27 protein-coding genes and 1 tRNA gene are annotated in these 23,544 nt (G+C 59.3%); 18 read left to right on the forward strand and 10 right to left on the reverse strand.

What is annotated here, in order from left to right:
- The 14 genes from ACTIE1_RS14335 to ACTIE1_RS14400 all read left to right on the forward strand — a co-directional run.
- On the forward strand, positions 1-75 hold a 75-nt coding region (locus ACTIE1_RS14335), incomplete at its 5' end, for a hypothetical protein (protein ID WP_439563459.1).
- 72 nt (positions 76-147) lie between these two features.
- A complete protein-coding gene (locus tag ACTIE1_RS14340; RefSeq protein WP_439560701.1) occupies positions 148-2,004 on the forward strand; it encodes an ABC transporter ATP-binding protein in 1,857 nt (618 codons plus the stop codon).
- A gap of 105 nt (positions 2,005-2,109) precedes the next feature.
- Positions 2,110-2,832 carry a hypothetical protein gene (locus tag ACTIE1_RS14345; RefSeq protein ID WP_439560700.1) on the forward strand — a complete coding sequence of 241 codons (723 nt, stop codon included), beginning with the start codon at positions 2,110-2,112 and terminating at the stop codon, positions 2,830-2,832.
- 111 nt (positions 2,833-2,943) lie between these two features.
- A tRNA-Trp gene (locus tag ACTIE1_RS14350) sits at positions 2,944-3,019 on the forward strand.
- A gap of 52 nt (positions 3,020-3,071) precedes the next feature.
- Complete coding sequence (locus ACTIE1_RS14355; protein WP_439560699.1) at positions 3,072-3,971, forward strand: hypothetical protein; 900 nt, start codon at positions 3,072-3,074, stop codon at positions 3,969-3,971.
- 70 nt (positions 3,972-4,041) lie between these two features.
- Positions 4,042-4,239: a preprotein translocase subunit SecE gene (gene secE / locus ACTIE1_RS14360; RefSeq protein ID WP_274351221.1), complete on the forward strand. Its 198-nt coding sequence runs from the start codon at positions 4,042-4,044 to the stop codon at positions 4,237-4,239.
- 181 nt (positions 4,240-4,420) lie between these two features.
- Positions 4,421-4,954 carry a transcription termination/antitermination protein NusG gene (gene nusG, locus ACTIE1_RS14365; protein ID WP_439560698.1) on the forward strand — a complete coding sequence of 178 codons (534 nt, stop codon included), beginning with the start codon at positions 4,421-4,423 and terminating at the stop codon, positions 4,952-4,954.
- A 110-nt stretch (positions 4,955-5,064) separates the two neighbouring features.
- Entirely contained in the window at positions 5,065-5,517 is a 453-nt protein-coding gene (gene rplK, locus ACTIE1_RS14370; RefSeq protein WP_439560697.1) for a 50S ribosomal protein L11, read from the forward strand.
- 3 nt (positions 5,518-5,520) lie between these two features.
- Positions 5,521-6,219, forward strand: a complete 699-nt coding sequence (rplA, locus tag ACTIE1_RS14375; RefSeq protein ID WP_439560696.1) for a 50S ribosomal protein L1 — start codon at positions 5,521-5,523, stop codon at positions 6,217-6,219.
- 198 nt (positions 6,220-6,417) lie between these two features.
- The gene (gene soxB / locus ACTIE1_RS14380; protein WP_439560875.1) at positions 6,418-8,103 is read left to right on the forward strand and encodes a thiosulfohydrolase SoxB; all 1,686 of its coding nucleotides are present in this window, start codon (positions 6,418-6,420) and stop codon (positions 8,101-8,103) included.
- 60 nt (positions 8,104-8,163) lie between these two features.
- Positions 8,164-9,459: a sulfite dehydrogenase gene (gene soxC / locus ACTIE1_RS14385; protein ID WP_439560874.1), complete on the forward strand. Its 1,296-nt coding sequence runs from the start codon at positions 8,164-8,166 to the stop codon at positions 9,457-9,459.
- Positions 9,443-10,540, forward strand: coding sequence for a c-type cytochrome (locus tag ACTIE1_RS14390; protein ID WP_439560873.1), 1,098 nt, complete (start codon positions 9,443-9,445; stop codon positions 10,538-10,540). Before soxC ends, ACTIE1_RS14390 begins: the two co-directional genes overlap by 17 nt.
- Positions 10,541-10,546: 6 nt before the next feature.
- Positions 10,547-11,287: a c-type cytochrome gene (locus ACTIE1_RS14395; protein WP_439563457.1), complete on the forward strand. Its 741-nt coding sequence runs from the start codon at positions 10,547-10,549 to the stop codon at positions 11,285-11,287.
- A gap of 26 nt (positions 11,288-11,313) precedes the next feature.
- Positions 11,314-12,579, forward strand: coding sequence for an FCSD flavin-binding domain-containing protein (locus ACTIE1_RS14400; protein WP_439560871.1), 1,266 nt, complete (start codon positions 11,314-11,316; stop codon positions 12,577-12,579).
- A gap of 59 nt (positions 12,580-12,638) precedes the next feature.
- Here ACTIE1_RS14400 and ACTIE1_RS14405 read toward each other — a convergent pair whose 3' ends face one another.
- Both ACTIE1_RS14405 and ACTIE1_RS14410 read right to left on the reverse strand, forming a co-directional pair.
- Positions 12,639-12,863, reverse strand: a complete 225-nt coding sequence (locus ACTIE1_RS14405) for a DUF1150 family protein (RefSeq protein ID WP_439560870.1) — start codon at positions 12,861-12,863, stop codon at positions 12,639-12,641.
- 16 nt (positions 12,864-12,879) lie between these two features.
- Positions 12,880-13,296, reverse strand: a complete 417-nt coding sequence (locus ACTIE1_RS14410) for an Hsp20 family protein (protein WP_439560869.1) — start codon at positions 13,294-13,296, stop codon at positions 12,880-12,882.
- Positions 13,297-13,489: 193 nt separating this feature from the next.
- On the opposite strand from ACTIE1_RS14410, the gene ACTIE1_RS14415 reads away from it, so the two are divergent.
- From ACTIE1_RS14415 to ACTIE1_RS14425, 3 genes are read left to right on the forward strand one after another with little or no spacing between them, the layout of a single operon-like run.
- A complete protein-coding gene (locus tag ACTIE1_RS14415) occupies positions 13,490-13,708 on the forward strand; it encodes a YdcH family protein (protein WP_439560868.1) in 219 nt (72 codons plus the stop codon).
- 60 nt (positions 13,709-13,768) lie between these two features.
- The gene (purE, locus tag ACTIE1_RS14420; RefSeq protein ID WP_439560867.1) at positions 13,769-14,257 is read left to right on the forward strand and encodes a 5-(carboxyamino)imidazole ribonucleotide mutase; all 489 of its coding nucleotides are present in this window, start codon (positions 13,769-13,771) and stop codon (positions 14,255-14,257) included.
- Entirely contained in the window at positions 14,250-15,326 is a 1,077-nt protein-coding gene (locus tag ACTIE1_RS14425; protein WP_439560866.1) for a 5-(carboxyamino)imidazole ribonucleotide synthase, read from the forward strand. Before purE ends, ACTIE1_RS14425 begins: the two co-directional genes overlap by 8 nt.
- An 8-nt stretch (positions 15,327-15,334) precedes the next feature.
- On the opposite strand, the gene ACTIE1_RS14430 is transcribed toward ACTIE1_RS14425, so the two are convergent.
- Together ACTIE1_RS14430 and trxB are read right to left on the reverse strand one after the other, a co-directional pair.
- Positions 15,335-16,270 (reverse strand): esterase/lipase family protein, encoded by a 936-nt coding sequence (locus ACTIE1_RS14430; protein WP_439560865.1) that lies wholly within the window; start codon positions 16,268-16,270, stop codon positions 15,335-15,337.
- Between the two features lie 39 nt (positions 16,271-16,309).
- Entirely contained in the window at positions 16,310-17,251 is a 942-nt protein-coding gene (gene trxB, locus ACTIE1_RS14435; RefSeq protein WP_439560864.1) for a thioredoxin-disulfide reductase, read from the reverse strand.
- Positions 17,252-17,434: 183 nt separating this feature from the next.
- Between trxB and ACTIE1_RS14440 the strand changes: the two genes are divergently transcribed.
- Positions 17,435-17,935 carry an Lrp/AsnC family transcriptional regulator gene (locus ACTIE1_RS14440; protein WP_439560863.1) on the forward strand — a complete coding sequence of 167 codons (501 nt, stop codon included), beginning with the start codon at positions 17,435-17,437 and terminating at the stop codon, positions 17,933-17,935.
- Positions 17,936-18,213: 278 nt separating this feature from the next.
- Here the strand turns inward: ACTIE1_RS14440 and ACTIE1_RS14445 are convergent, their stop codons facing one another.
- Genes ACTIE1_RS14445 through ACTIE1_RS14470 form a run of 6 tightly spaced genes read right to left on the reverse strand, consistent with a single transcriptional unit; the run spans position 18,214 to position 23,544 of the window.
- Complete coding sequence (locus tag ACTIE1_RS14445) at positions 18,214-19,524, reverse strand: ATPase (protein WP_439560862.1); 1,311 nt, start codon at positions 19,522-19,524, stop codon at positions 18,214-18,216.
- 52 nt (positions 19,525-19,576) lie between these two features.
- Positions 19,577-20,083, reverse strand: a complete 507-nt coding sequence (locus ACTIE1_RS14450) for a prepilin peptidase (protein ID WP_439560861.1) — start codon at positions 20,081-20,083, stop codon at positions 19,577-19,579.
- Positions 20,083-20,940, reverse strand: a complete 858-nt coding sequence (locus ACTIE1_RS14455; protein WP_439560860.1) for a tetratricopeptide repeat protein — start codon at positions 20,938-20,940, stop codon at positions 20,083-20,085. Before ACTIE1_RS14455 ends, ACTIE1_RS14450 begins: the two co-directional genes overlap by 1 nt.
- A 19-nt stretch (positions 20,941-20,959) precedes the next feature.
- Positions 20,960-21,547 (reverse strand): tetratricopeptide repeat protein, encoded by a 588-nt coding sequence (locus ACTIE1_RS14460; RefSeq protein WP_439560859.1) that lies wholly within the window; start codon positions 21,545-21,547, stop codon positions 20,960-20,962.
- Positions 21,547-22,515, reverse strand: a complete 969-nt coding sequence (locus ACTIE1_RS14465; protein ID WP_439560858.1) for a type II secretion system F family protein — start codon at positions 22,513-22,515, stop codon at positions 21,547-21,549. The genes ACTIE1_RS14460 and ACTIE1_RS14465 overlap by 1 nt, the downstream gene beginning before the upstream one ends.
- A 57-nt stretch (positions 22,516-22,572) precedes the next feature.
- Positions 22,573-23,544: a type II secretion system F family protein gene (locus tag ACTIE1_RS14470; RefSeq protein ID WP_439560857.1), complete on the reverse strand. Its 972-nt coding sequence runs from the start codon at positions 23,542-23,544 to the stop codon at positions 22,573-22,575.

Below are 23,544 nucleotides of genomic sequence, written 5' to 3' on the forward strand. Positions count from 1 at the left end.
GAGAAACTGCGCTTCGCCATCCGCGAAGGCGGCCGCACCGTCGGCGCCGGCGTCGTTGCAAAAATCATCGAGTAATCATCTGATCCGCTTCGATTTTATGGGGGCATGCGGGTCACTGCATGCCCCTTTTCTATGTCGGAGCACATGATGAAACGGCTGTTTTCCTATTTCGAGGGGCGCATCAACGCCTATCCTGACGATGCGCCGCAGCGCCCGCCCGAAACCATGCTGGGCTTTGTGCTGCATTTTGCGCGCGGGGTTCTGCCATGGCTTTTGTTCATGTCGGGGCTGTCGATCATTTTTGCCGCGATTGAGATCATTTTGCTGGGCTATCTGGGAACGCTGGTGAACCGGATGACCGAACTTGGCCCCGAGCGCTTTCTGGCCGAGGAAGGCGCGCGCCTGGGCGCAATGGCGGGGCTGCAACTGCTTGTCTTGCCTGTTGTGTCCGTGATCGGTGCATTGGTCATGTATCAGGCGATTATGGGCAATTTCCCGCAGCGCATTCGCTGGCTGGGTCACCGCTGGTTGCTGGGCCAGTCGCTGGGCTATTTTCAGGATGAATTCGCAGGCCGCATTTCCACCAGATTGATGCAGACCGCCTTGGCGGTGCGCGAAGTCACCATGAAACTGATGGATGTGGCGGTCTATATTCTGGCCTATTTCATCGGGTCGCTGTGGCTTGCTGCCACGCAGGATGTCTGGCTGGCGCTGCCGTTTCTGTTATGGGCCATGGCCTATGGCGGGCTGTTGTGGGTGATCGTGCCACGTCTGGGGCGCGTGGCGCAGCAACAGGCGGATGCGCGCGCCGATATGACGGGGCGCATTGTCGACAGCTACACCAATATCGCGACCGTCAAGCTGTTCAGCCACAGCGCGCGCGAAGAAACCTATGCGCGCAATGGTCTGGACGGGTTCTTGCAGACCGTCTACCGCCAGATGCGGCTGGTCGCGGTGCAGGATGTGTCGGTCAATGCGCTGAACGCGCTGCTGACGGGCGCTGTCACGGGTCTTGGCATCTGGCTGTGGCTGCAAGGGCAGGTGGAACTTGGCGCGCTGGCCGTGGCCATTCCGCTGGCCTTGCGGTTGGGGAACATGTCGCATTGGATCATGTGGGAATTTGCCGCGCTGTTTGAAAACATTGGAACAGTGCGCGACGGAATCGCCACATTTGCGGCCGCGCGTGCGGTGCAGGACGCGCCCGATGCCAGACCATTGGTAGTGCGGAACGCGGGAATCCGGTTTGATGCGCTGACCTTCCGCTATGACCCTGCCTTGGTGGGGGGGCATAAACCCGCTGTGATTGACGGCATGGATCTGATGATTGCGCCGGGTGAAAAGATCGGGTTGGTGGGGCGGTCCGGTGCCGGAAAATCCACTTTGGTCAATCTGTTGCTGCGTTTTTATGATGTGGGGTCGGGCCGAATTCTGATTGACGGTCAGGATATTGCCAGCGTCACACAGGACAGTTTGCGCGCGGCCATTGGCATGGTCACGCAGGATACGGCGCTTTTGCACAGGTCCGTGCGCGACAATATTGCCTATGGCAGGCCCGATGCGACCGATGCCGAAATCTGGCAGGCGGCGCGCATGGCCGAAGCGGACGAGTTCATTGGCGATCTGGTCGATGCGAAGGGACGCCGCGGCCTTGACGCGCATGTGGGCGAACGCGGCGTCAAACTGTCAGGCGGCCAGCGCCAGCGTATCGCGATTGCGCGTGTCGCCCTGAAAGATGCGCCGATCCTTATTCTGGACGAGGCCACATCCGCACTGGATTCCGAGGTGGAGGCAGCCATTCAGGGCCAGCTTGACCGCCTGATGCAAGGCAAAACCGTGATTGCGATTGCACACCGCCTGTCCACGATTGCGGCGATGGACCGGCTGATCATCATGGATGAAGGCCGCATCGTGGAGCAGGGCACCCATGCGGAACTGCTGGCCGAAGGCGGGCTTTATGCGCGGCTTTGGGCGCGGCAATCGGGCGGGTTTCTGCCGCAGGCATAAGCGGGGGCGGGCAGGTTTGCCCGCCGTTTCCGCGCACGGGCGGATACCACAGGGGCGGCTGCAAATCGTAACCGGTTGTTAACCATTTTCAGCGCTGATGGGCACATGCTTGTATGTCGCCCCCTAAGTCTTATTGCAGTTCTGGTTCTGGGCATCAGTGTCGTGTACGCAGGCACGGGGCTGGCCGGTCCTTGGCCGCGCGGGGCAGGGAACGTGTTTTTCGCAAGCGAGGTTGCGGTGGACCGGCAGGGCGGTGCAGATCGCCTGTCACACCGGCATTATCTGGAATACGGCCTGACAGATCACCTGACCATTGGCGCGAAGGTGGAACAGCAGACCGGATGGGACAATCCCGCACAACTGCCCCCTTTGGCGCGGTTCTATGGTGTGCCAGTGCAAAGTGGATTGTTCTTGCGCGTGCATATGGGCGAGGTGGTGGCCCGAACACCTGTCGCGCTGGAGGTGCAGGTCGCACATAATGCCCCGCTTGACGGGGACCGCGTGCGTCTGGCGGCGCATATTGGCCATAGTTTCGAGGTGCTTGATGTCGCAGCATGGGCAAGGCTTGGGGCATCGGCAGGTCTGTCGGATGGCGGGGAACAGGGCCAGCGCGATATTACTGCGCAGCTTGGCGTCACAATCCTGCCCCGCGTGCGGGCTTGGGTGGATGCGGGACGGATTTTCACGGACGATGTGCGCTTGTCGCGCATGACAGTTTCTGCGGCGGTCGACGTGACAAAGCGGTTCTCGATGACAGTCGGATACAGCCGCACATTCGGGGGGTGGCACGAATCGGGGTGGCGTCTGGGTGTCTGGTCATCATTCTGAATTTGTCAGGTTTCGGGGCGGCCTGCTGCGCCGTGTATAAAAAAAGACCCGCAACGCTGCATTGGTGGCTTGCAACCGCGCCACTGCTCCAGTAATCGATGCGCATGGAATAGGGGTATAGCTCAGTTGGTAGAGCATCGGTCTCCAAAACCGAGGGTCGTGGGTTCGAGTCCCTCTGCCCCTGCCATTCCGGACAATACCGCCTGCGTGCATTGAGTATTGCCCGCGCGGGGGTCGGAATGAAACTTCACCTTCATATCGGTGCGCATAAAACCGCCAGCACGCATTTGCAGGAATTGCTTCGGCAGAATGTTTCGCATCTTCGGGCCGGTGGTGTTGCCTGTTTCGGGCCGAAACTGCTGCGCAACAAGATGAAACTGCCCCAACTTGGGGCCGACCATCCTGCCAGCCGCCGCAGTATTGCCCCTTTGGCCCTTGCGTTGCAAAAGGCCCGATCGCGCGGGCAGCGACTGGTCATTTCAGAAGAAAATATTCTGGGCACCACGCGGGCCGACATCATTGCCTGTGGTGACAGGCTTTATCCGCATGCGGACGGGCGGGTCGCGCGGTTTCTGGCACTGCTGGGCGCGCAGGACGCGACATTGTATCTGGCGGTGCGCAATCCGCCGGATTTTGTGAATTCTGCCTATGGCCAACAAATCAAAGGCGGAAACCTGATTGATTTCGAACGCTATGTTGCGGGGTTCGACCCTGTGGCGCTACGCTGGTCGGAACTGGTCGAACGCCTTGTTGCATGTCCGGCAGTGGGGCGGCTGGTACTGTGGCGATACGAGGATTACGGTCGGATCCTGCCCGACATACTTGCGACGTTGCTGGGCCCTGATGCAGCAGCGGGCCTGCACATGTCATCATTGCCCCGTCAGGTTGGCAGCTCGGCCCGCGCGATTGAACATGCACGCGCGCGCATTCAGGCAGACCCCGCGCTGCCGCCCAAGGCCGCCATTGCCGAAGCAGAGGCGCAATTCCCGAAATCTGCGCAATGGCCTGGCCCGCAGTATTTCACAGCTCAGGATCTGGCCAAAGGGATGCAAGCCTATCGCGATGACCTGATCACGCTGCAATCACTGGACAAGGTGGTGTTTGTTCAGCCCCATACCGGCGCGGAATCCGGCCAATAGGGCGAATCGCGCTTGAATCTGGGGCTTTGGCTGCGTATGTCAGCCCCTAGACAAGAACAGGTATGCATTCATGGCCAAGACGAACCCTTTTCAGTTCATGCAACAGGTCCGGGCGGAAACCGCCAAGGTCACCTGGCCCACACGCCGCGAAGTGACAGTAACCACTGTTATGGTGCTGATCATGGCGGCATTGACGGCGGTGTTTTTCTTCCTTGTGGACCTGACAATCCGCACGGGCCTGTCGGGCCTGTTGGGGATGTTCAATTAATACGGCCAGCCATGTGCGTTTGATGCGCGCAGGGCTTGAAATGGCGCGCATTGCGCTGTAACAGCATCGACAAGAAAAGCGCACCGCACTGGTGCGCTGTTTTGTTTGAGTCGATGACAGGTTCGCCACTTGGCAGGGACCAACACTGGCCGCAAGGCCATCAGGAACAGGAAGAACATCCATGGCCAAGCGCTGGTATTCGGTAAGCGTTCTGTCGAATTTCGAAAAGAAAGTCGCCGAGGCGATCCGCGTTGCTGTGCAAGAAGGCGGACTGGAAGACCTGATCGAAGAGGTTCTGGTTCCGACCGAAGAAGTGATCGAAGTGCGGCGCGGCAAGAAGGTGACGTCTGAACGCCGTTTCATGCCCGGATATGTGCTGGTGCGCATGGAAATGACGCCTAAGGGCTACCATCTGATCAACTCCATCAACCGTGTGACGGGCTTCCTTGGAGCGCAGGGCAAACCAATGCCCATGCGCGATGAGGAAGTGAACGCCATTCTGAACCGTGTTGAGGAAGGCGAGGCCGCACCACGCACCCTGATCCACTTTGAAGTGGGCGAACAGGTGAAGGTGACGGATGGCCCGTTTGAAGGGTTCGCCGGTCTGGTGGAAGAAGTTGACGAGGGCGCGAATCGTCTGAAGGTCATGGTATCGATTTTTGGCCGGGCAACCCCGGTCGATCTGGAATTCACACAGGTTTCCAAGGAACTCTGATGTGAATACACGCGTGGGAGGTCGTCAGGCGCACCTGATCCGGCCGGACCACTAAACCGCAGATGCCCCGCGCAGGCGTGCATGGGGTGAGGTGATAAAGGAGAGGCCAGATGGCCAAGAAGGTTATAGGGCAGCTGAAGCTGCAAATTCCGGCGGGCAAAGCCAACCCGTCCCCCCCCGTTGGTCCGGCATTGGGTCAGCGCGGGTTGAACATCATGATGTTCACCAAGGAATTCAATGCCCGCACTGCGGAGCTTGAACCGGGCGCACCGATCCCAACGCTGATTACATATTATCAGGACAAATCCTTCACCATGGACCTGAAGACGCCGCCCGCGTCATGGTACCTGAAGAAGGCCGCCGGTCTGAAGCCTGTGGGCAAGCGCAACCGCGCCAAAGGGTCCGAAGCGCCGGGCCGTGTTGTGGCTGGCAGCGTGACCACAAAGCAGATTCGCGAAATCGCAGAAGCCAAGATGAAAGACCTGAATGCCAACAGCATCGAGGGCGCGATGGAAATCATCGCCGGTTCCGCGAAATCGATCGGTATCGAGGTGAAAGGGTAAGTCATGGCTAAAATTGCAAAACGCGTTAAGGCCGCCCGTGAAGCCTTTGCCGGTAAAGAGAACCTGAGCGTTGAAGATGCTGTTGCGCTGATCAAGGCGAATGCAACGGCAAAATTCGACGAAACAGTTGAGATTGCCATGAATCTGGGTGTCGACCCGCGCCATGCCGACCAGATGGTGCGCGGCGTTGTGACCCTGCCCAATGGCACGGGTAAAACCGTGCGCGTCGCTGTTTTTGCCCGCGGTCCCAAAGCGGACGAGGCCAAAGCCGCTGGCGCGGATATCGTTGGCGCCGAGGATTTGATGGAAACCATCCAGTCCGGCAAGATCGAATTCGACCGCTGCATCGCAACCCCCGACATGATGCCCATCGTGGGCCGTCTGGGTAAAATCCTTGGTCCGCGCAACTTGATGCCGAACCCCAAAGTGGGCACGGTGACCATGGATGTTGCACAGGCTGTGGAAAGCGCCAAGGGCGGGCAGGTCCAGTTCAAGGCGGAGAAAGCCGGTGTGATTCACGCAGGCGTTGGCAAGGCATCCTTCGATGCGGCCCAACTGGCTGAAAACATTCGCGCCTTCGTGGATGCGGTTGCGAAAGCCAAACCCACGGGTGCGAAAGGCGCATATCTGCGTAAAGTCTCGCTCAGCTCGACCATGGGGCAGGGTGTTTCGGTGGATGTAACCAGCGCGACCCAAAGCTGAAACGCTTTCGATTGGAGCATGTTGCTCAAAAGTGGGAACCGGTTTTGAGGTTCTCGAACATGCAAAACCAATAAGTTAGAGCATGTCGCGTGAACGCGAATGAACGCGACATTCTCTAATCCAGACAATCGATACCACGGCTGGACGCGGGGCACGGTTCCCGCGCCTGATACCGCTGTGCCAAAAAGGGAAACGGCCATGATTTCGCGGCGAGAGTTTTTGCAGGCGTCCCTTGCGGCCGGTGCCTTGCTTGGCTGGCAGGGGGGCTGGACACGGGCCATGGCGCAGCAGGCGCTGCATCAGGATGACTTGTTGCAGTTTGATACATTCGGGAATGTGTCACTGATTCATATCACCGATATTCACGCGCAGCTTAAACCGGTCTGGTTTCGCGAAGCCTCGGTCAAACTGGGGGCGGCACCGGTGCGCGGCCAGCCACCGCATCTGGTCGGGCAGGATTTTCTGGCGCATTACGGGCTGGAGGCCACATCGGCCATGGCGCACGCCTTGACGCATGATGATTTTGTGGCCTTGGGGCAGGCATACGGGCGGATGGGGGGCATGGACAGGGTGGCCACGGTCATCAATGCCATCCGCGCCGACCGCCCCGATGCGTTGTTGCTGGACGGGGGCGATACATGGCACGGGTCCATGACCGCGCTGCGCAGCAATGGGCAGGATATGGTTAATGTGATGAATGCACTGGGCGTGGATGCCATGACCTCGCATTGGGAATTCACCCTTGGGGCGGAGCGCGTGGACGAAATTGTGGCGGACCTGCCATTCGCGTTTCTGGGCCAGAATATTTTTGACACCGACTGGAACGAGCCTGTTTATGACCCCTACCGCATATTTGAACGCGGGGGTGTGCAGGTTGCCGTGATCGGGCAGGCTTTCCCCTATACGCCCATTGCCAACCCGTCCTGGATGTTTCCGGGCTTAAGTTTCGGCATACGCGAACAGCGCATGCAGGAGATGGTCGATGAGGTGCGCGGGCTGGGCGCTGATCTGGTGGTGGTGTTGTCGCATAACGGGTTCGACGTGGACCGCCAGATGGCCGCGCGGGTGCGGGGGATTGATATTGTGCTGACCGGCCATACCCATGACGCCTTGCCCGAACCGCTGCTGGTTGGGGAAACGCTGTTGATTGCATCGGGATCAAACGGCAAGTTCGTCACGCGGCTTGATCTGGATGTGCGCGACGGGCGCATGATGGGGTTCCGGCACAAGTTGATACCGGTGTTTGCCGATGCAATTGAACCTGATGCCGATATGGCCGCATTGATTGACGCCGAACGCGCCCCCTATCTGGATGAACTGACTGAAATTGTGGGCCATACCGACAGCCTGCTGTACCGGCGCGGCAATTTCAACGGCACATGGGATGACCTGATCTGCGATGCCTTGATGCAGGAACGTGACGCCGAAATCGCGTTGTCGCCCGGTGTGCGTTGGGGGCCAAGCCTGATGCCGGGGGATGCGATCACCCGCGAAGATATTTATAGCATGACCGCCATGAGTTACGGGCAGGTGTACCGCCGCGAAATGACGGGCGCAGAACTGCATGGCGCGCTGGAAGATATTGCCGAAAACCTGTTCCACCCCGACCCCTATTTCCAGCAGGGCGGCGATATGGTGCGCGTGGGCGGGCTGGGCTACCGGATTGCCGTTGACGCACCGATGGGGGAACGGATCTCGGACATGGTGCATCTGGCCAGCGGTGCGCCCGTCGCGATGGACCGCGCCTATATGGTCGCGGGCTGGGCCAGCGTGAATGAAGGCACCGAGGGGCCGCAGATATGGGATGTGGTCGAAAGCTATATTCGCCAGCAGGGCCGCGTCAGCGTGCCCGAAAGCACAAGGATTGATGTGATAACGGGCTAAGGCCCGGATGTATTTGCGGCCTGCGGGAGGCGGGCCTGACTGCTAGGGAGGACATGGCAGATGTCGGAAGAACTTACAGGCAGGGCCAGTGCTGGCCGGTCTGGCACAACCAGCAGGCGCGGGTTTCTGCGCGGGGCAGGGCTTGCGGGTGCGGGGCTGGTCGCGGGATCAGGTGCTGCGCGCGCGGCCTCGCCCGATCCGCTGATTACCGAAGTGCAGCCTTGGGCGCAGTTTCTGGGCGACGGTGTGGACGCCGCCCCCTATGGCAAGCCGTCGCGCCATGAAGCGCATGTGATCCGGCGCAATGTGGAATGGTTGACGGCGGACACGTCCAGTTCCGTCAATTTCACGCCCATCCATGAACTGGACGGGATTATCACGCCGAATGGTGTGTGCTTTGAACGCCATCATGCCGGTGTCGCCGATATCGCACCACAGGATTACCGGCTGATGATCAACGGGTTGGTCGATCGCGAACTGGTGTTCACGCTGCAAGACCTGCTGCGCCTGCCGCGCGAAAACCATGTCTATTTTCTGGAATGTGCGGCCAATTCCGGCATGGAATGGCGGGGGGCGCAGCTGAATGGCGCGCAGTTTACGCATGGGATGATCCATAACTGCATGTATACGGGCGTCACGCTGCGCACGCTGCTGAATGAAGCGGGCGTAAAGCCCGAAGGCAGCTGGCTTCTGGCCGAAGGGGCAGATGCATCAGCCATGTCGCGGTCCATTCCCATGGAAAAGGCGCTGGATGATTGCATGATCGCCTTCAAGATGAACGGCGAGGCGCTGCGCCCCGAACAGGGTTATCCGGTGCGGCTGATCGTGCCGGGCTGGGAAGGCAATATGTGGGTCAAATGGCTGCGCCGTCTGGAAGTGGGCGATGCGCCATGGCACCACCGTGAAGAAACGTCGAAATATACCGACCTGCTGGCTGACGGGCGCGCGCGCCGCTTCACATGGGAAATGCACGCAAAATCGGTCATCACCAACCCCAGCCCCCAGGCCCCCATTCTGCACGGCCATGGGCCAACTGTGATAACCGGCTTGGCATGGTCTGGCGTGGGCAAGATTGCGCGGGTGGATGTGTCCATAGATGGCGGGCGCAACTGGGGGCAGGCGCGCCTCAGCGGGCCAAGTTTCGATAAATCGCTGCACCGCTTCTATTTTGAATTCGATTGGGACGGGCGTGAACTGCTGCTGCAATCGCGCGCCATTGATGAGGCGGGCTATGTCCAGCCCACCAAGGACGCGTTGCGCAACTTCCGCGGGGTCAGTTCCGTTTACCACAATAACGGCATCCAGACATGGCATGTCCATTCCAACGGGGAGGCCGAGAATGTCGAGGTTTCTTAAATCTACACTGCTCTGTGCAGGGGCCGCGCTGGCGGCGCTGCCTGCAATCGCGCAAACCCATGGTCTGGGGCGCCCGGCCTTGCCCGAAGAAGTCGCTGCATGGGACATTGATATCCGCCCCGATGGCAAGGGCCTGCCGGACGGGTCCGGCGATGTCTGGACGGGTGAGGATCTGTACGAAGCGCAATGCGCCCATTGCCATGGCACCTTTGGCGAAGGCATGGGGTCGTGGCCTGTTGTTGCGGGCGGTCACGGCACATTGACGCATGAACACCCGGAAAAGACGATCGGGTCTTACTGGCCGTATCTGTCCACAGTGTGGGATTATGTCAATCGCGCCATGCCCTATGGAATGGCGCAATCCCTGACACCGGATGAAGTCTATGCGATCACGGCATATCTGATGTATCTGAATGATCTGGTGGATGATGATTTTGAATTAAGCCGCGAAAACTTCACGGAAATCCGCCTGCCCAATGAAGACGGCTTCTATATGGATGACCGTGTTGAACTGGAATGGCCGCTGTTCACCCAAGAGCCATGCATGAGTGATTGCAAACCCGAAGTGCAGGTGACCATGCGCGCGGCCGTTCTGGATGTCACGCCGGATGATCCCATTGCCGATGCGCGGCGCGAACAGGCGCGGGCCATGGCTGCGGCATCCGGTGGCGGTGGCGGGGCGGATGATGCGCCCGAACCCGTGCAGGCCCCCGATGATACAGATGACGGCGCGGCGCAGGAGGCCAGCGTAGCCCATAGCCCCGAACTGATTGCACAAGGCGAAAGCCTGTATCGCGCCTGTCGCACCTGCCACCAAGTGGGCGAGGGCGCGCGCAATGCGGTCGGGCCAATGCTGAATGGCATTATTGGCCGCGCAGCAGGCACTGTTGACGGGTTTCGCTATTCGCCGGTCTTGACCGAAGCGGGCGATACGGGTTTGATCTGGACAGAGGAGACAGTGTCAGAGTTCATCGCCGACCCGCGCGGGTATCTGCCCCGCAATCGCATGTCTTATGCGGGCATGCGCGATGCGGATGAACGGCGCGCGCTGGTGGCCTATCTGTCAACCTATTCGGAGTAAGGCTTGATGGTGATCAACAAAGTTAAGGCAGTCTTGGCGGCAGGGGCAACCCTTGCCGCCTTGGGTGCATCGGGGGTGCAAGCCCAAAGTGGCAGCGGGGCCGAACCGCTGGGCAATGCCGAGCGCGGCGCGGAGTTGTGGGACTATGAATGCGCGGCCTGCCATGAAATGGGGCGCGGTGCCGAAAACGGGATCGGTCCCCAACTGACGCGGGTCTATGGCAGGCGCGCCGCAGATGTGGCGGATTTCCCTTATTCCGAATCGATTGAACGCATGGGCCGTGACGGGTTGCGCTGGACGTTCCGGACCCTTGATGCCTATATCGAAAACCCCTATGCGCTGGTGTCTGGCACCCGCATGAGTTACCCCGGCCTGCCCGATGCGCAGGACCGCGCGGATATTCTGGCCTTCATGCGCCAGTTTTCCGACATGCCCGCAAATATTCCCGAAGCCGAACCCACTGCGCGCCGCGTCGAGATCGAGCTGCCGCCAGAAGTGCTGGCCATTCGCGGGGACAGGGAATGGGGCGAATATCTTGCCAGCGAATGCACGACCTGTCATCAACGTGATGGTGCGGCCATGGGGATCCCGTCCATAACATACTGGCCAGAGGACCGTTTCGTGGTTGCCATGCACGCCTATAAGGAAGGGTTGCGCCCGCATGCGGTCATGCAAAACGTGGCACGCAGGCTGGATAACGAGGAAATCGCGGCGCTGGCCGCCTATTTCGCCACGATAGACGACTGAGAACATCAGTAAGGGAGGAATATCTGATGGAATTTAAAAGACGCACAGTTCTGGGCGGGATGGCGGCAGGGGCTGCAATCCTGTCCGCGCCTGCAGTGATGGGCCAGACGCGCCCGCGCGTGGTGGTTATTGGCGGCGGATCGGGCGGGGCGACTGCAGCGCGCTATATCGCGCGCGACAGTCAGGGCGCGATTGATGTGACGCTGGTTGAACCGTCGCGCGTGTATTACACCTGCTATTTTTCCAACCTGTATCTGGGCGGGTTCTGGGAACTGGCGGATATGGGCCATTCCTACGGCACGCTGGCCGCACGGCACGGTATCAATGTCGTGCATGACTGGGCTGTGGGCGTAGACCGCGATGCGCAGACGGTCACGCTGGCGGGCGGTGACACGCTGCCCTATGACCGGCTGGTCATTTCACCGGGTATCGATTTCCGCGACGACAGTGTGCCGGGCTGGTCGGTGGCTGCGCAAAACCGCATGCCGCACGCCTATAAGGCGGGCAGCCAGTCGGAGCTGCTGAAAGCGCAGGTCGAGAACATGCGCGAAGGCGGCACCTATTGCATGGTCGCGCCCCCCAACCCCTACCGCTGCCCCCCTGGCCCGTATGAACGGATTTCGATGGTCGCGCATGTGCTGTCGCAGCGCAATCCGACAGCGAAAATCCTGATTGTGGACCCGAAAGAGAATTTCTCGAAACAAGGTCTGTTTGAAGATGGCTGGGCGCGGCACTATCCGGGCATGATCGAACGTGTCGGCCCCGATTTTGGCGGTGACATTGTGTCAGTCGATCCCGAAGCGATGACCGTGTCCATTGATGGCGTGGTGGAGAATGTTGATGTGTGCAATGTCATTCCGGGCCAGAAGGCCGGACGCATTGCCGAACTGGCCGGAATAACCGACGATAGTGGCTGGGCACCTGCCGTTCCCGCCAACATGAAAAGCCGGATGGATGACAAGGTCTATATCCTTGGCGATGCATCTGCGCAGGGCGACATGCCGAAATCCGGTTTCTCGGCCAATAGTCAGGCGAAGGTTGCGGCGAATTCCATCCGGCATGAACTGACCGATGCGCGCCTGTTCCCCGCACGCTATGCCAATACCTGCTGGTCGCTGATTGCGACGGATGACGGGGTAAAGGTTGGCGCGTCCTATGAGGCGACCGACGAGAAGATCGCCAGCGTCGAGGGGTTCATCAGTCAGGTCGGCGAGGATGCAGAGCTGCGCCAGCAAACCTATGAAGAAAGCATTGGCTGGTATAACGGCATCGTGGCCGACATGTTCACCTGAACAAGATCAAGCAGCGGGGCGGGGTTTGTGCCGCCCGCGCAAGCAACACCACGGCCCTGTCAGTGCACGCTGACAGGGTCGTAATCATTCTGACGCGCCATGACAAAGGCCAGTGTGCGGTCTGTTACAACCGCCATCTGTTCCCCTTCTTCATGGTGAATGGCATAGAGCTGCGCCACATTCGGCAGCTGCGCGCGAATTTCTTCGGGCAGATCACTGGCCTTGATGGGGCGGACATAGACGATCGGCCGCTCTGATTTGTTTACAGGATAGGTTTTATCCATGGATTAGTCCTTTCCCTCAGGCACGATTGATGGTGATGGTTTGCACGCTGTCTTCGGGTTCCTGACGGCTCAGGTCGATATGCAACAGGCCGTTTTCCAGACATGCCTGCGCGACATCCACACCTTCCGCCAGCGCAAAGACACGCTGGAACTGGCGCGCGGCTATGCCACGATGCAGGAAAACGCGGTCATCCTTGCCATCATCTTGTTGTTGCCCGCGCACCATAAGCTGGCGCTTTTCCACGGTGATGGACAAATCCTGCTCACGAAAACCGGCAAGGGCAAGCGTGATGCGAAAGCTGTTCTTGCCAGTCACTTCTATATTGAACGGCGGATAGCCGTCTGCACCTGTCCGCGCGGTGCGTTCGACAAGGCGTTCAAGTTGGTCGAACCCCAATAGAAGGGGGTGCGACGGAAAAGTCAGTTTGCTCATCAGCGCGGCCCTTTCAAAAGCGACATTGCTGCAGGCCCCGTTCCGGCAGCCCGTATCCCTAATATGGGGCGCTTGTTGAAAATCGCAAGTCGCGCATACCGTGCAAAGTTGGGCCGTCATTTGCACTATTACTTTTGCGAACCGGAATTTCCGGCTATTATGGGCGCAGGTTACACAAAGATGACGGTCAAAAATGAATTCTCCTCAGGAACTGGATCATGAAGGCGTGCTGCGCGTCAAACTGGAAGTGCTGCGTCAGAAACACCGTGATCTGGACGAAGCGATTGCCGCCTTGCAGGAGCAGGGCGCATTGCAGCAACTGACCATCCAGCGCCTGAAGAAGGAAAAACTGCGCCTGAAGGACCAGATTTCCCGCATCGAGGACGAACTGACCCCCGATATCATTGCGTGATGGAATTGCGCCCGCGCAGACCATCGCTATAGTGCGCGTAAATACTAATCCGGGGGCAATATGACGGATATCAAGGTTGGAATCATCATGGGCAGCCAGTCCGACTGGCCGACCATGCGCGAGGCTGCGACTGTGCTGGATGATCTGGGTATCGCCTATGAGGCGCGAATCGTGTCCGCACATCGCACGCCGGACCGGCTTTGGGATTACGGGCGCGGTGCGGTGGCGCGCGGGTTGCAGGTGATTATCGCTGGTGCGGGGGGGGCTGCACATCTGCCCGGCATGATGGCGTCGAAAACGCGGGTGCCCGTGATTGGCGTGCCGGTCCAGACCCGCGCCCTGTCGGGGGTGGACAGCCTGTATTCAATTTTGCAAATGCCGCGCGGCTTTCCTGTCGCGACAATGGCCATCGGGGCGGCCGGTGCCGCGAATGCAGGTCTTATGGCCGCTGGTATTCTGGCCTTGAATGATGCGGCGATTGCCGAACGTCTGGACAAATGGCGCGACGATCTTTCGGCCTCTATCCCGCAGGAGCCTAGCGATGACTGAAACCTTGGGCGCGGGCAGCACCATCGGAATTCTGGGCGGCGGGCAGTTGGGACGCATGCTGTCGGTTGCGGCGGCACGGTTGGGGTATCGTTGCCACATCTATGATCCGGCCCCCCTGCCACCTGCGGGCCATGTCGCCGAGAAGGTGGTCACCGCCGCATGGGATGATCTGCGCGCGTTGCAGCAGTTTGCCGCATCTGTCGATGTGATTACCTTCGAGTTCGAGAATATTCCCGCAGCCACGCTGGACCTGCTGGAACCGGTATGCCCCATCCGTCCGGGCAGGCAGGCGCTGGCCGTGTCGCAAGACAGGCTGACCGAAAAGGATTTTCTGCGCGATCTGGGGTTACAGACTGCCCCTTATGCGGCGGTGGATACTGCCGATGAACTGGATGCCGCGTTGCTGGATATTGGCACGCCGTCCATTCTGAAAACCCGCCGTCTGGGATATGACGGCAAGGGGCAGGCGCGGTTGCAGGGCGCGCAGGATGCCGCTGCCGCATGGGACGCGATGCAGGGCGCGCCCGCAATTCTGGAAGGGTTTGTCACCTTCAGTCACGAAGTGTCGGTGATCGCCGCGCGGGGGCTGTCGGGCGAAGTGGCGGCCTATGACCCCGGTGAAAACCTGCACCGCGACGGCATTTTGCGCGAAACCCGTGTGCCCGCCCGCCTGACCGCCGCACAGCGCAGCGATGCGGTGCTGATGGCCGCCAGAATATTGAATGCGTTGGACTATGTCGGCGTGCTGGGTGTGGAATTATTCGTCACCGCGCAGGGGCTGGTCGTCAATGAGATCGCGCCGCGTGTGCATAATTCGGGCCATTGGACGCAGAATGGCTGCGCGGTGGACCAGTTTGAACAGCATATCCGTGCGGTTGTCGGCCTGCCCTTGGGCGATGGGGGCCGATATGCGGATGTGGTCATGGAAAACCTGATCGGGGATGACATGGACCGCGTGCCGGACCTGATGAAAGCGCGCGATGTGGCGCTGCACCTGTATGGCAAACCCGAACGCCGCGCAGGGCGGAAAATGGGCCATGTAAACCACATCCAGCGCCCCAAGTCCTGAGCGCGAATCTAGTCAGTGCCCTTGGGCTGCGTGCCGGTCAGATTGCGCAGCATCTCGGGGTTCACCCAGCGGCTTAGCGTGTCTGAATCAGGGATATGCTGCAAGACATTGCGATCCAGCAGGGACTGGAACGCCCCCGGTTCCGTGAATGTGCCCAAGGGTGTCGGGGTGGCCAGATACCGCAGCGCGTCCGGCAGTGTCATGTCATGGTCAAACCGGCCATCTTCCAGAAACTCCAGCGTATGGGCAATAACCAGCGGGTTGTTCATGATGAAGGTGTGGGTGGCTGATATCACGATATGGTCGCGCATTCCGTCCAGACGCGTGCTCTCAACCGATACCTTGCCATCATCTGCCCCGTCGATCAGCGCTGACAGGAACGGGTTCAAAGAGACATCGCCTGCAATGATGCCCAGATCGTAATCAGGGAATGCGGGCAGGGTCTGCGGTGTCGCGTCATCATGTGTGCCAAGCTCAAGCCCCGCAGGGCCGTTCATCCACGAAAACGCCTCAATATCCGAGAAGTAATCCACCAGTTCCGAGCCGTGATTGGGTGGCGCGAGCATGACAACACGGCCCATCCGGTCAGGTCGTTCGCGTGCCAGCCAGCCGCGCGCCAGAATGCCGCCCATGGAATGGGTGACGAAATGGACCGGCCCGGCGTCGCAATCCTGAACCGCGGTGCCGACATGGGCCAGCAAATCCTTGATCGGGGCTGCTGTTGACGGGTAGCCGTGGTTTACCGTCTGGTACCCGTGCAGTTCCAGCGCTTCTTCCATGACAGCCATGGAATATTCGCTGCGCGCAAGGCCATGCAACAGGACCACACATTCCGCGATGGCGGGTGCTGGCAGAAGCAGGAATGCAAAGACATATTTCTTCATTCCGACAATATAGGCAGGGCGATGGCGCTGCACCAGTGCCGGATGGCGTTGATGACGCAACTGCGACCCGGCGTCATGACCGGGCCGCGATACGGGGGCTTACTCCTGTCCGGCCAGATATTTTTCGGCATCCAGCGCCGCCATGCACCCCATGCCCGCGCTGGTCACGGCCTGACGATAGGTGTGGTCCGTCAGATCACCTGCGGCGAAGACGCCGGGAATGGATGTGCGCGTGCTGCCGGGGTCGACCCAGACATAGCCGCCTTCCTGCATTTTCAGCTGGTCCTTCACCAACTCGCTTGCGGGGCTGTGTCCGATGGCGATGAACACGCCTGCACAGGCAATATCCTGCGTGGTGCCGGTGGCCACATGGCGCAGGCGCACCCCTTCGACACCCGGTGCTGCCGCATCGCCCAGAACCTCGTCCAGATTGTGATCCCACAGAACCTGAATCTTGGGATGGTTCAACAAACGGTGTTGCAGGATCTTTTCAGCGCGCAAGCTGTCACGGCGGTGCACCAAGGTGACCTTGGATGCGAAATTCGTAAGGAACAGCGCTTCCTCGACCGCAGTGTTCCCGCCCCCGATTACCACGACATCCTTGCCGCGATAGAAGAACCCGTCGCAGGTCGCGCAGGCAGAAACGCCCATGCCCTTGTATTTTTCTTCCGAAGGCAGGCCCAGCCAGCGCGCCTGTGCACCCGTGGCCAGAACCACAGCATCAGCGGTATAGGTGGTGCCGGTGTCGCCGGTGGCGGTAAAGGGGCGTTTGGACAGATCAAGCGTGGAAATATGGTCCGAGATGATCTCGGTGCCCATCTCGCGCGCATGCGCTTCCATGCGCACCATCAGGTCCGGCCCTGTCACCATGGAATCGCCGGGCCAGTTTTCGACCTCGGTGGTGATGGTCAACTGCCCGCCGGGCTGGATGCCTTGCACCAGAACAGGTTCCAGCATGGCACGCGCGCCATACACCGCAGCCGTGTAGCCCGCTGGTCCGGAGCCGATGATCAGAAGCCGTGTGTGGCGGGTGTCAGTCATGGTGATGTCCTTGTCACTGTATTTCACGGGCAATGTAGGCATGTGGCCCGCCAACACAAGGGGGCAATGGGCTGGGCATTTGCCGGCGTGTTCCTGCCAACAATTTATTGCGCAACTTTGAAATATTATTGCGCGTGCGGGCGCTTCGGCATACATAAGGCGCAAATATCAAGGAGTTTTCGCATGTCAGGCAGCAAGCTTGATCCCATTGACCGCAAGATACTGGCTGAATTGCAGGCAGATGGCCGCATGACGAATGTCGAGCTGGCCAAGCGTGTCGGAATATCCGCGCCGCCATGCTTGCGGCGTGTGCGAACGTTGGAAGAGGCAGGCTACATCCGCGGCTATCATGCGCAGGTGAATGCGCGTGATCTGGGCTTCGAGGTGCAGGTTTTCGCCATGGTCGGGCTGAATTCGCAAGCCGAGGCCGACCTGTCGCGTTTCGAGCAACGCTGCCGTGAGTGGCCGTTTGTGCGCGAATGCCACATGCTGAACGGCGAGATCGACTTTATCCTGAAATGCGTGGCCCCTGATCTGTCCAGTTTCCAAAGTTTTCTGACAGAAGACCTGCTGGCTGCCGACAACGTGGCCACGGTCAAGACATCGCTGGTGATCCGCTGCGCGAAGGCCGAACCGGGCGTGCCGTTTGATGTGCTGGAAGCGCGGGCGGTTGATCTGGGCTAGAGCATGTTGCCCAAAAGTGGGAACCGGTTTTGCGCAACACGCTCTAGGCATTGCCAGAAGGTGCGGGACAAGGCCGCAGGTGGCCCACACCATCGGCGGGCCGTCCCGCGGCCTGCCGATTGCGCTGATGGGGCTTCCGGCCTTGAAAGTCGGAGTATGCCGCCTGCATAAAGTGAACTTCACCAACGCCGGATCGGCAGACCCCGGCCCACCAATGGCGCGGGCTTTATCCAAGTGCGAAGGTTGACTTCGGCCATAAATGGCGGCCCCATAACAGTTTAACGTGTTATTTCTTCCACCTGCACGAACATGTTTTTCCATGCACGGTCAATCAGCTCCGGTGACATGTGACGCGGTTTGCCTTCAAAATCGCAAATATTGATCATCTGGTCGATCAGGAAGACCGGCTGGTAATTCGCATAAACATTGTTGATTGTCGGGTATTTTTTCTGGATCATATAAATGATCGCATCCTCATCCAGCGGCACCCTGCGTTTCTTAGCGACCATCGCAAAAATTTTCAGGAAATCGGCCTGACTGGGACCATCAATCTTGACCTTGTAAAAAATGCGCCGCAGCGCCGCCTGATCGAATATTTCATTCGGGTGAAAGTTGGTCGAAAAAATCACCAGTGTATCGAAGGGGACGATGAATTTTTCCCCCGAGGCCAGCGCCAGAATGTCGTAATTCATTTCCATGGGCACGATCCAGCGGTTGATAATCGCCTGTGGCGGCTCCTCCTGCCGGCCCAGATCGTCGATGATGAACACCCCCCCCATTGCCTTGAATTGCAGCGGCGCCTGATAGGTCCGGGTGGTGGGGTTATAGTTCAGGTCCAGCATCGACAGTGTCAGTTCGCCGCCGGTAATGACCGTCGGGCGCTCGCAATACACATACCGGTTGTCAAAACGGTTGCCGCTTTGGCGCAGCAGCGACGGGTTGTCGTCAGAGGTTTTGACCAGCTTATGCACGATCGGGTCATAAACGCTGATCACCTGACCTGCCGTTTCAATGGCGCGGGGAACATAAATGCAATCCCCCATCGCCGCACGAATTCCGTTCGAGATTGACGACTTTCCGTTTCCCGGTGGCCCATACATCAGGATGGAACGCCCAGAACTGACAGCAGGGCCAAGGTCGTCCATAAGCGTGGGCGGCAGGATCAGGTCACCCATCGCGATTTTCAGTTCACGCCGCGTGATCTTGATATTCCGAATGGACTGGCGTTGCAGCTGTTCGCGGTAACTGTCCAGCGGCACGGGCATTGGTCCGTAATATTCCGACTGTGACAGCGCATACATCGCGCGTGCCTTGCCTGCCTCGGTCAATTCGAACGCGGCTTCGGTGCCGTCATCCCCGGCCTTGGTGCTGCGCGCTTCCAGCAGGCGTTCTGCGCGCACCAGATCGACCAGTTCGATTGTTTGCGGAATAGGCAGGCATATCTGGCGCGCAATATCCGTTATCCGCGACAGGGACATGCGATAGATCGTCTTGATCAGAATATCGCGCATCAGCACTGTATTCAGGCCGGTGGCACCAAGGGAGCGCAATGTCTGCGGCGGCTGGATCTGTGATGTAGGACTATTCATGCACAATACTCTGGTCGGGGGGCAATGATGGCAGGCAAGCCCTGATGACGTTCTAGCTTACCGAACCGTTTCCAAGGAATGCCGCAAGCGCGATATAGAACAGCAATGCCGGCCCCAAGGCCAGCCCCAATGGAAATTCCCTGCGATGCCAGCTTTCCCATTCTGGCAGGAAGCGCAATGCAACGGGTGTGCTGCGCAAAATGCGATGCGCGACAAAGCTGATGATGATGACCACACCTAACAAGGGCAGGAACAGGCTTAAATCCCCCAGCGCAATGAACGGGGCCATGGCGGCTGCAAATTTTGCATCGCCCGCACCCAGCAACCCCACGGAACTTAACACGAAACCCACGCCCAGAACGGCCGCGAAATTTGCCCAGCCCCACGCCCAGCTATTCAGGGGCAGCGCAATAAGCCCGATGACCAGATAGATGCCGATAAGGGCCAGAACAGCCTTGTTGTGGATTTTCATCCATTTCATGTCACTCCAGGCGACCCACAGGCTGATGGGGGCGATGAATGGCAGGAACCACAGTGCCGCAGAACTGCTTAGCATCATCAGCCGCGCCCTCCGCCTTCGAGGGCGCGAAGCGCGCGCACGGCTTCGTCGAAATGCTGCGGATGGGTCTCAATGGCCTCGCTCAGCATGGTGCGGCCGACATTGGTATCGCCCTTGCGGATGGCGGCGATTGCCATCGTATGCAGCAGCATTGCGCGTTCCTGCTGACTCATGCGGACAAGCGGCAGGCTGTAATTGCCCTGTGCGGCACGCGCCAGCGCCATGTTGTTTTTGGCCGTAAACATGTCCGGATCATGTTGCAGGGCCTGACTAAACAGCGCCTCCGCGTCACGCGGTGCACCGCGCGTCAGCTTGGAATACCCCCAGTTGTTCAACACGCTTGCCGGTCTGGTGGTCATGCCCGCTGCCGTTTCATAGAAATGATCGGCCTTGTTCCAGTCCTGCTTGCTGTCGGCGATAATCGCTTCCAGCCGGTAGCGGTCAAAACTCTCATGTGTCGGGGGGATGGCATTCAACGTCTGTTCGGCGTCGGCCCAGCGATTGGCACGAATAAGCGCATCGGCCAGCATGACGCGGTCATCATTGGTGGCGTCTGCATGCGCTGTTACGGTTCGCCACACTGGCACCGCGTCGGAAACGCGTCCGGCACGCACAAGCGATCGTGCCAGACCGCGCTGGTTGCCCAGATGTGCGGGGTCACGTTCAACTTGCGTGGTAAAATAGGAAACCGCTTCTTCGGGGTTTCCGGCAGCAAGCATCAGGTCGGCCATATTCTGGTTGTCGACATCGATCACGCTGTCAATCGCACGGGAAACTGATGCCTGCTTGCTGTCTTCGCATGCAGATACAAAAAAGACACTGCCTGCCAGCAGCGCAATCAATCCGGGGTGGCGCATTTTTGCGTCCTCACTGCTCTTATAGTGGCGCAGACAGCAGCAAGAACCTGCCACTCCCGCGCCGCATCAGCGAAAGCTGATGTGCCTCGGAGTCATCATAGCCTGTTTCGGCGGTCTTTTCGATGGCTAAACGCAAGTTATCGCGGATTTCACGCGAGTGCCCGCTGTCAAAGGCGAAAGCGTTGCGAAAATGCAATTGCGCTTCGCCCCAGCGGTTTTGTTCTGCAAGGGCAACACCCAGATTGTTATGCGCAGGCACGAATTGCTGGTCCAGTTCCAGTGCGCGCCGCAATATCTGTTCGGCTTGCTGCACGCGCCCCAATCGCAAATTGGCCGAACCGATGGCAGACAGCGCATCGACCGATGTGCCTTGTTCGGCCATGGACCGGTAATAGGCGCGCAATGCCAGTTCAAATTCGCCCGCGGCCATCAGCCTGTGCCCGACGATCAGACCGTCCACGGCTTCGGCTATGTCGTTACGGCTGGCCTGCGGTCCCATCTGATCCGGTCCCATGCCAAGATCGACAGCGCCATTTTGCGGGGCAGGGGCACAGGCCGCAACCAGCCCGGACAGGCAAAGGCAGGCAACAAGAACAGATCGCGGCATCAATTCCCCATAATGGCGGCCGGGTTAAGTTCTGTCATCACACCAACAACAGACGGGCCGATCAGAATGATCAGCAATGGCGGCACCGTGAACATCATTGTGCCCAATGTCATCTTGGTCGGCAAGAGGTTGGCTTTTTCTTCGGCGCGCATAATGCGCTTGTCCCGCATTTCGGCGGCAAACACGCGCAAGGCCTGGGTGATGGATGTGCCATAGGTTGCCGCCTGCACGATAACCGTGACAAAGGATGTGATGTCGGGCAGATCCACACGCTTGGCCATTTCGCGCAACACCTCGCCGCGTTCACGACCGGCGCGCACCTGATCGCTAACAGTTGTCAGTTCCTCGCTCAGGGCGGGGTATGCGGGCCGGATTTCCTTGGCGACGCGCTGCATGGATTGGTCCAGCGATTGTCCCGCCTCGACGCAGATCAGCAACATGTCCAACGCATCGGGGAACCCTGCCATGATTTCTTCCTGACGGGCTGCGGCACGTTGTTCCACCCAACGGCGCGGCAGGAAATACCCGATCAGCATGGGCGCCACCATGACCGCCGCCAGAACCGCAGTTCCGTCCAGTTTGCCCGGTAGGATAACAAAAACCAGCAACAGCGACAGTGTGATACCGCCAATGGCCAGCAGGAACTGCACAGCGTGCATGTCGCGCACGGCGTTTTTGCTGTGATAGCCTGCCAGCACCATTTTCTTGCGCGCCTCGGACAGTTCCTTTTCGTCCGTGGGTTCCAGAAACTTGGCGTATTTGCGCAATGCCGCCAGATCAAGGCCCGTGCTGGCGCGGCGCAATGCCTGTGCGTCGGATTTGGATGCGCGCGCGCGTGATGCGGTTTCGCTGAATTTCGCCATAGGGTCCGGACGCGCATTGACGACAAAGGCCAGCCCGGCAACCGCGATCAGTGCCAGACCACCCAGTCCGGCCAGAATGATCATTCCGAATGCACCCTGAAACATGTCCAACACCTTATGCCTGTCCTTGTTAAATCCGCCCGCACCGCAGCAGGGGCGACGCTACACTTTGATATTTGTCATCTTGCGCATGTATAGAATATTCACGACCAGAAAGACGCAGACGACAATGGCCAGCGGAATATACATCGGGGTCTCTTTCACACTGTCATAATAGTCGGGCTTGATGCCCTGAATCATGACCATCGCGCCAATTGGAAACGCTGACAGGAACATGCCTGACCATTTTGCCTCGGCAGTGATGGCCTTGACGCGGCGGAACAATTTGAACCGCGCGCGAATGACCCGCGACAACCCCTCAAGGATCTCGGCCAGGTTGCCGCCGGATTTTTGTTGGATGGACACAGAGACCGCCAGAAAGCGCAAATCCTGCATGTCGACACGCTCGCCAAACTCTGCGATCGCCTCGCCAGCGTCACGGCCATAAGCGACCTCGTCGGCGATCAAGCCCAGTTCGGTGCCAAGCGGGTCTGCGATTTCTTCTGATGCGATGTTCAGCGCCGCGCCAAAAGGGTGCCCGACACGCAAGCTGCGCACAATCAGTTCGATGGCTTCGGGCAGTTGTTCCTCGATGGCGGCAACACGCTTCTTGGCCTTGCTGGCCAGCCAGAAATAGACCCCGCCAAATCCGAATGCCGCCGAAAGGGCGACCCGCAGGCCTGTGCCCGATGCCGTGCTTAATGTCAGCATGATGAGGCTGAAGGCGGACAAGCCGCACATCAACAAGATCAGCTGCATCGGAGAGAAGGCGACATTCGCCTTGCGGGCATGCGATTCCAGCAAACCATATAGCGGCAGTGCCGATACCCCGCGCCCGTGCGCCCCGCGTTCCTTGCGCAGATGTTCCAGCACTTCTTTTTTGGTCTGGCCTTGCTCCATCAGGTCAAGGCGCCGGTTCATTGTTTTGGCATGTTCGATACTTTTGCCAAAGGTCAGCAGGTAGACGCCCTGCACAACCAGAACCACGGCGCCAAATATCGCCAGATATACCAGAAGGCCGAATGACTCTGACAT

Source organism: Roseinatronobacter sp. (genome assembly GCF_051859525.1).
Taxonomy (GTDB): Bacteria; Pseudomonadota; Alphaproteobacteria; order Rhodobacterales; family Rhodobacteraceae; genus Roseinatronobacter.

Coding starts and splice junctions, on each gene's coding strand:
- soxC (WP_439560874.1), top strand. CDS start 8,164: ATGTCGGAAGAACTTACAGGCAGGGCCAGTGCTGGCCGGTCTGGCACA.
- ACTIE1_RS14440 (WP_439560863.1), top strand. CDS start 17,435: ATGTCAGGCAGCAAGCTTGATCCCATTGACCGCAAGATACTGGCTGAA.
- trxB (WP_439560864.1), bottom strand. CDS start 17,251: ATGACTGACACCCGCCACACACGGCTTCTGATCATCGGCTCCGGACCA.
- ACTIE1_RS14455 (WP_439560860.1), bottom strand. CDS start 20,940: ATGCGCCACCCCGGATTGATTGCGCTGCTGGCAGGCAGTGTCTTTTTT.
- ACTIE1_RS14470 (WP_439560857.1), bottom strand. CDS start 23,544: ATGTCAGAGTCATTCGGCCTTCTGGTATATCTGGCGATATTTGGCGCC.
- ACTIE1_RS14390 (WP_439560873.1), top strand. CDS start 9,443: ATGTCGAGGTTTCTTAAATCTACACTGCTCTGTGCAGGGGCCGCGCTG.
- ACTIE1_RS14450 (WP_439560861.1), bottom strand. CDS start 20,083: ATGATGCTAAGCAGTTCTGCGGCACTGTGGTTCCTGCCATTCATCGCC.
- ACTIE1_RS14345 (WP_439560700.1), top strand. CDS start 2,110: ATGCTTGTATGTCGCCCCCTAAGTCTTATTGCAGTTCTGGTTCTGGGC.
- ACTIE1_RS14460 (WP_439560859.1), bottom strand. CDS start 21,547: ATGCCGCGATCTGTTCTTGTTGCCTGCCTTTGCCTGTCCGGGCTGGTT.
- ACTIE1_RS14425 (WP_439560866.1), top strand. CDS start 14,250: ATGACTGAAACCTTGGGCGCGGGCAGCACCATCGGAATTCTGGGCGGC.
- nusG (WP_439560698.1), top strand. CDS start 4,421: ATGGCCAAGCGCTGGTATTCGGTAAGCGTTCTGTCGAATTTCGAAAAG.
- soxB (WP_439560875.1), top strand. CDS start 6,418: ATGATTTCGCGGCGAGAGTTTTTGCAGGCGTCCCTTGCGGCCGGTGCC.
- ACTIE1_RS14465 (WP_439560858.1), bottom strand. CDS start 22,515: ATGTTTCAGGGTGCATTCGGAATGATCATTCTGGCCGGACTGGGTGGT.
- ACTIE1_RS14340 (WP_439560701.1), top strand. CDS start 148: ATGAAACGGCTGTTTTCCTATTTCGAGGGGCGCATCAACGCCTATCCT.
- purE (WP_439560867.1), top strand. CDS start 13,769: ATGACGGATATCAAGGTTGGAATCATCATGGGCAGCCAGTCCGACTGG.
- secE (WP_274351221.1), top strand. CDS start 4,042: ATGGCCAAGACGAACCCTTTTCAGTTCATGCAACAGGTCCGGGCGGAA.
- ACTIE1_RS14415 (WP_439560868.1), top strand. CDS start 13,490: ATGAATTCTCCTCAGGAACTGGATCATGAAGGCGTGCTGCGCGTCAAA.
- ACTIE1_RS14410 (WP_439560869.1), bottom strand. CDS start 13,296: ATGAGCAAACTGACTTTTCCGTCGCACCCCCTTCTATTGGGGTTCGAC.
- rplK (WP_439560697.1), top strand. CDS start 5,065: ATGGCCAAGAAGGTTATAGGGCAGCTGAAGCTGCAAATTCCGGCGGGC.
- rplA (WP_439560696.1), top strand. CDS start 5,521: ATGGCTAAAATTGCAAAACGCGTTAAGGCCGCCCGTGAAGCCTTTGCC.
- ACTIE1_RS14445 (WP_439560862.1), bottom strand. CDS start 19,524: ATGAATAGTCCTACATCACAGATCCAGCCGCCGCAGACATTGCGCTCC.
- ACTIE1_RS14400 (WP_439560871.1), top strand. CDS start 11,314: ATGGAATTTAAAAGACGCACAGTTCTGGGCGGGATGGCGGCAGGGGCT.
- ACTIE1_RS14405 (WP_439560870.1), bottom strand. CDS start 12,863: ATGGATAAAACCTATCCTGTAAACAAATCAGAGCGGCCGATCGTCTAT.
- ACTIE1_RS14355 (WP_439560699.1), top strand. CDS start 3,072: ATGAAACTTCACCTTCATATCGGTGCGCATAAAACCGCCAGCACGCAT.
- ACTIE1_RS14395 (WP_439563457.1), top strand. CDS start 10,547: ATGGTGATCAACAAAGTTAAGGCAGTCTTGGCGGCAGGGGCAACCCTT.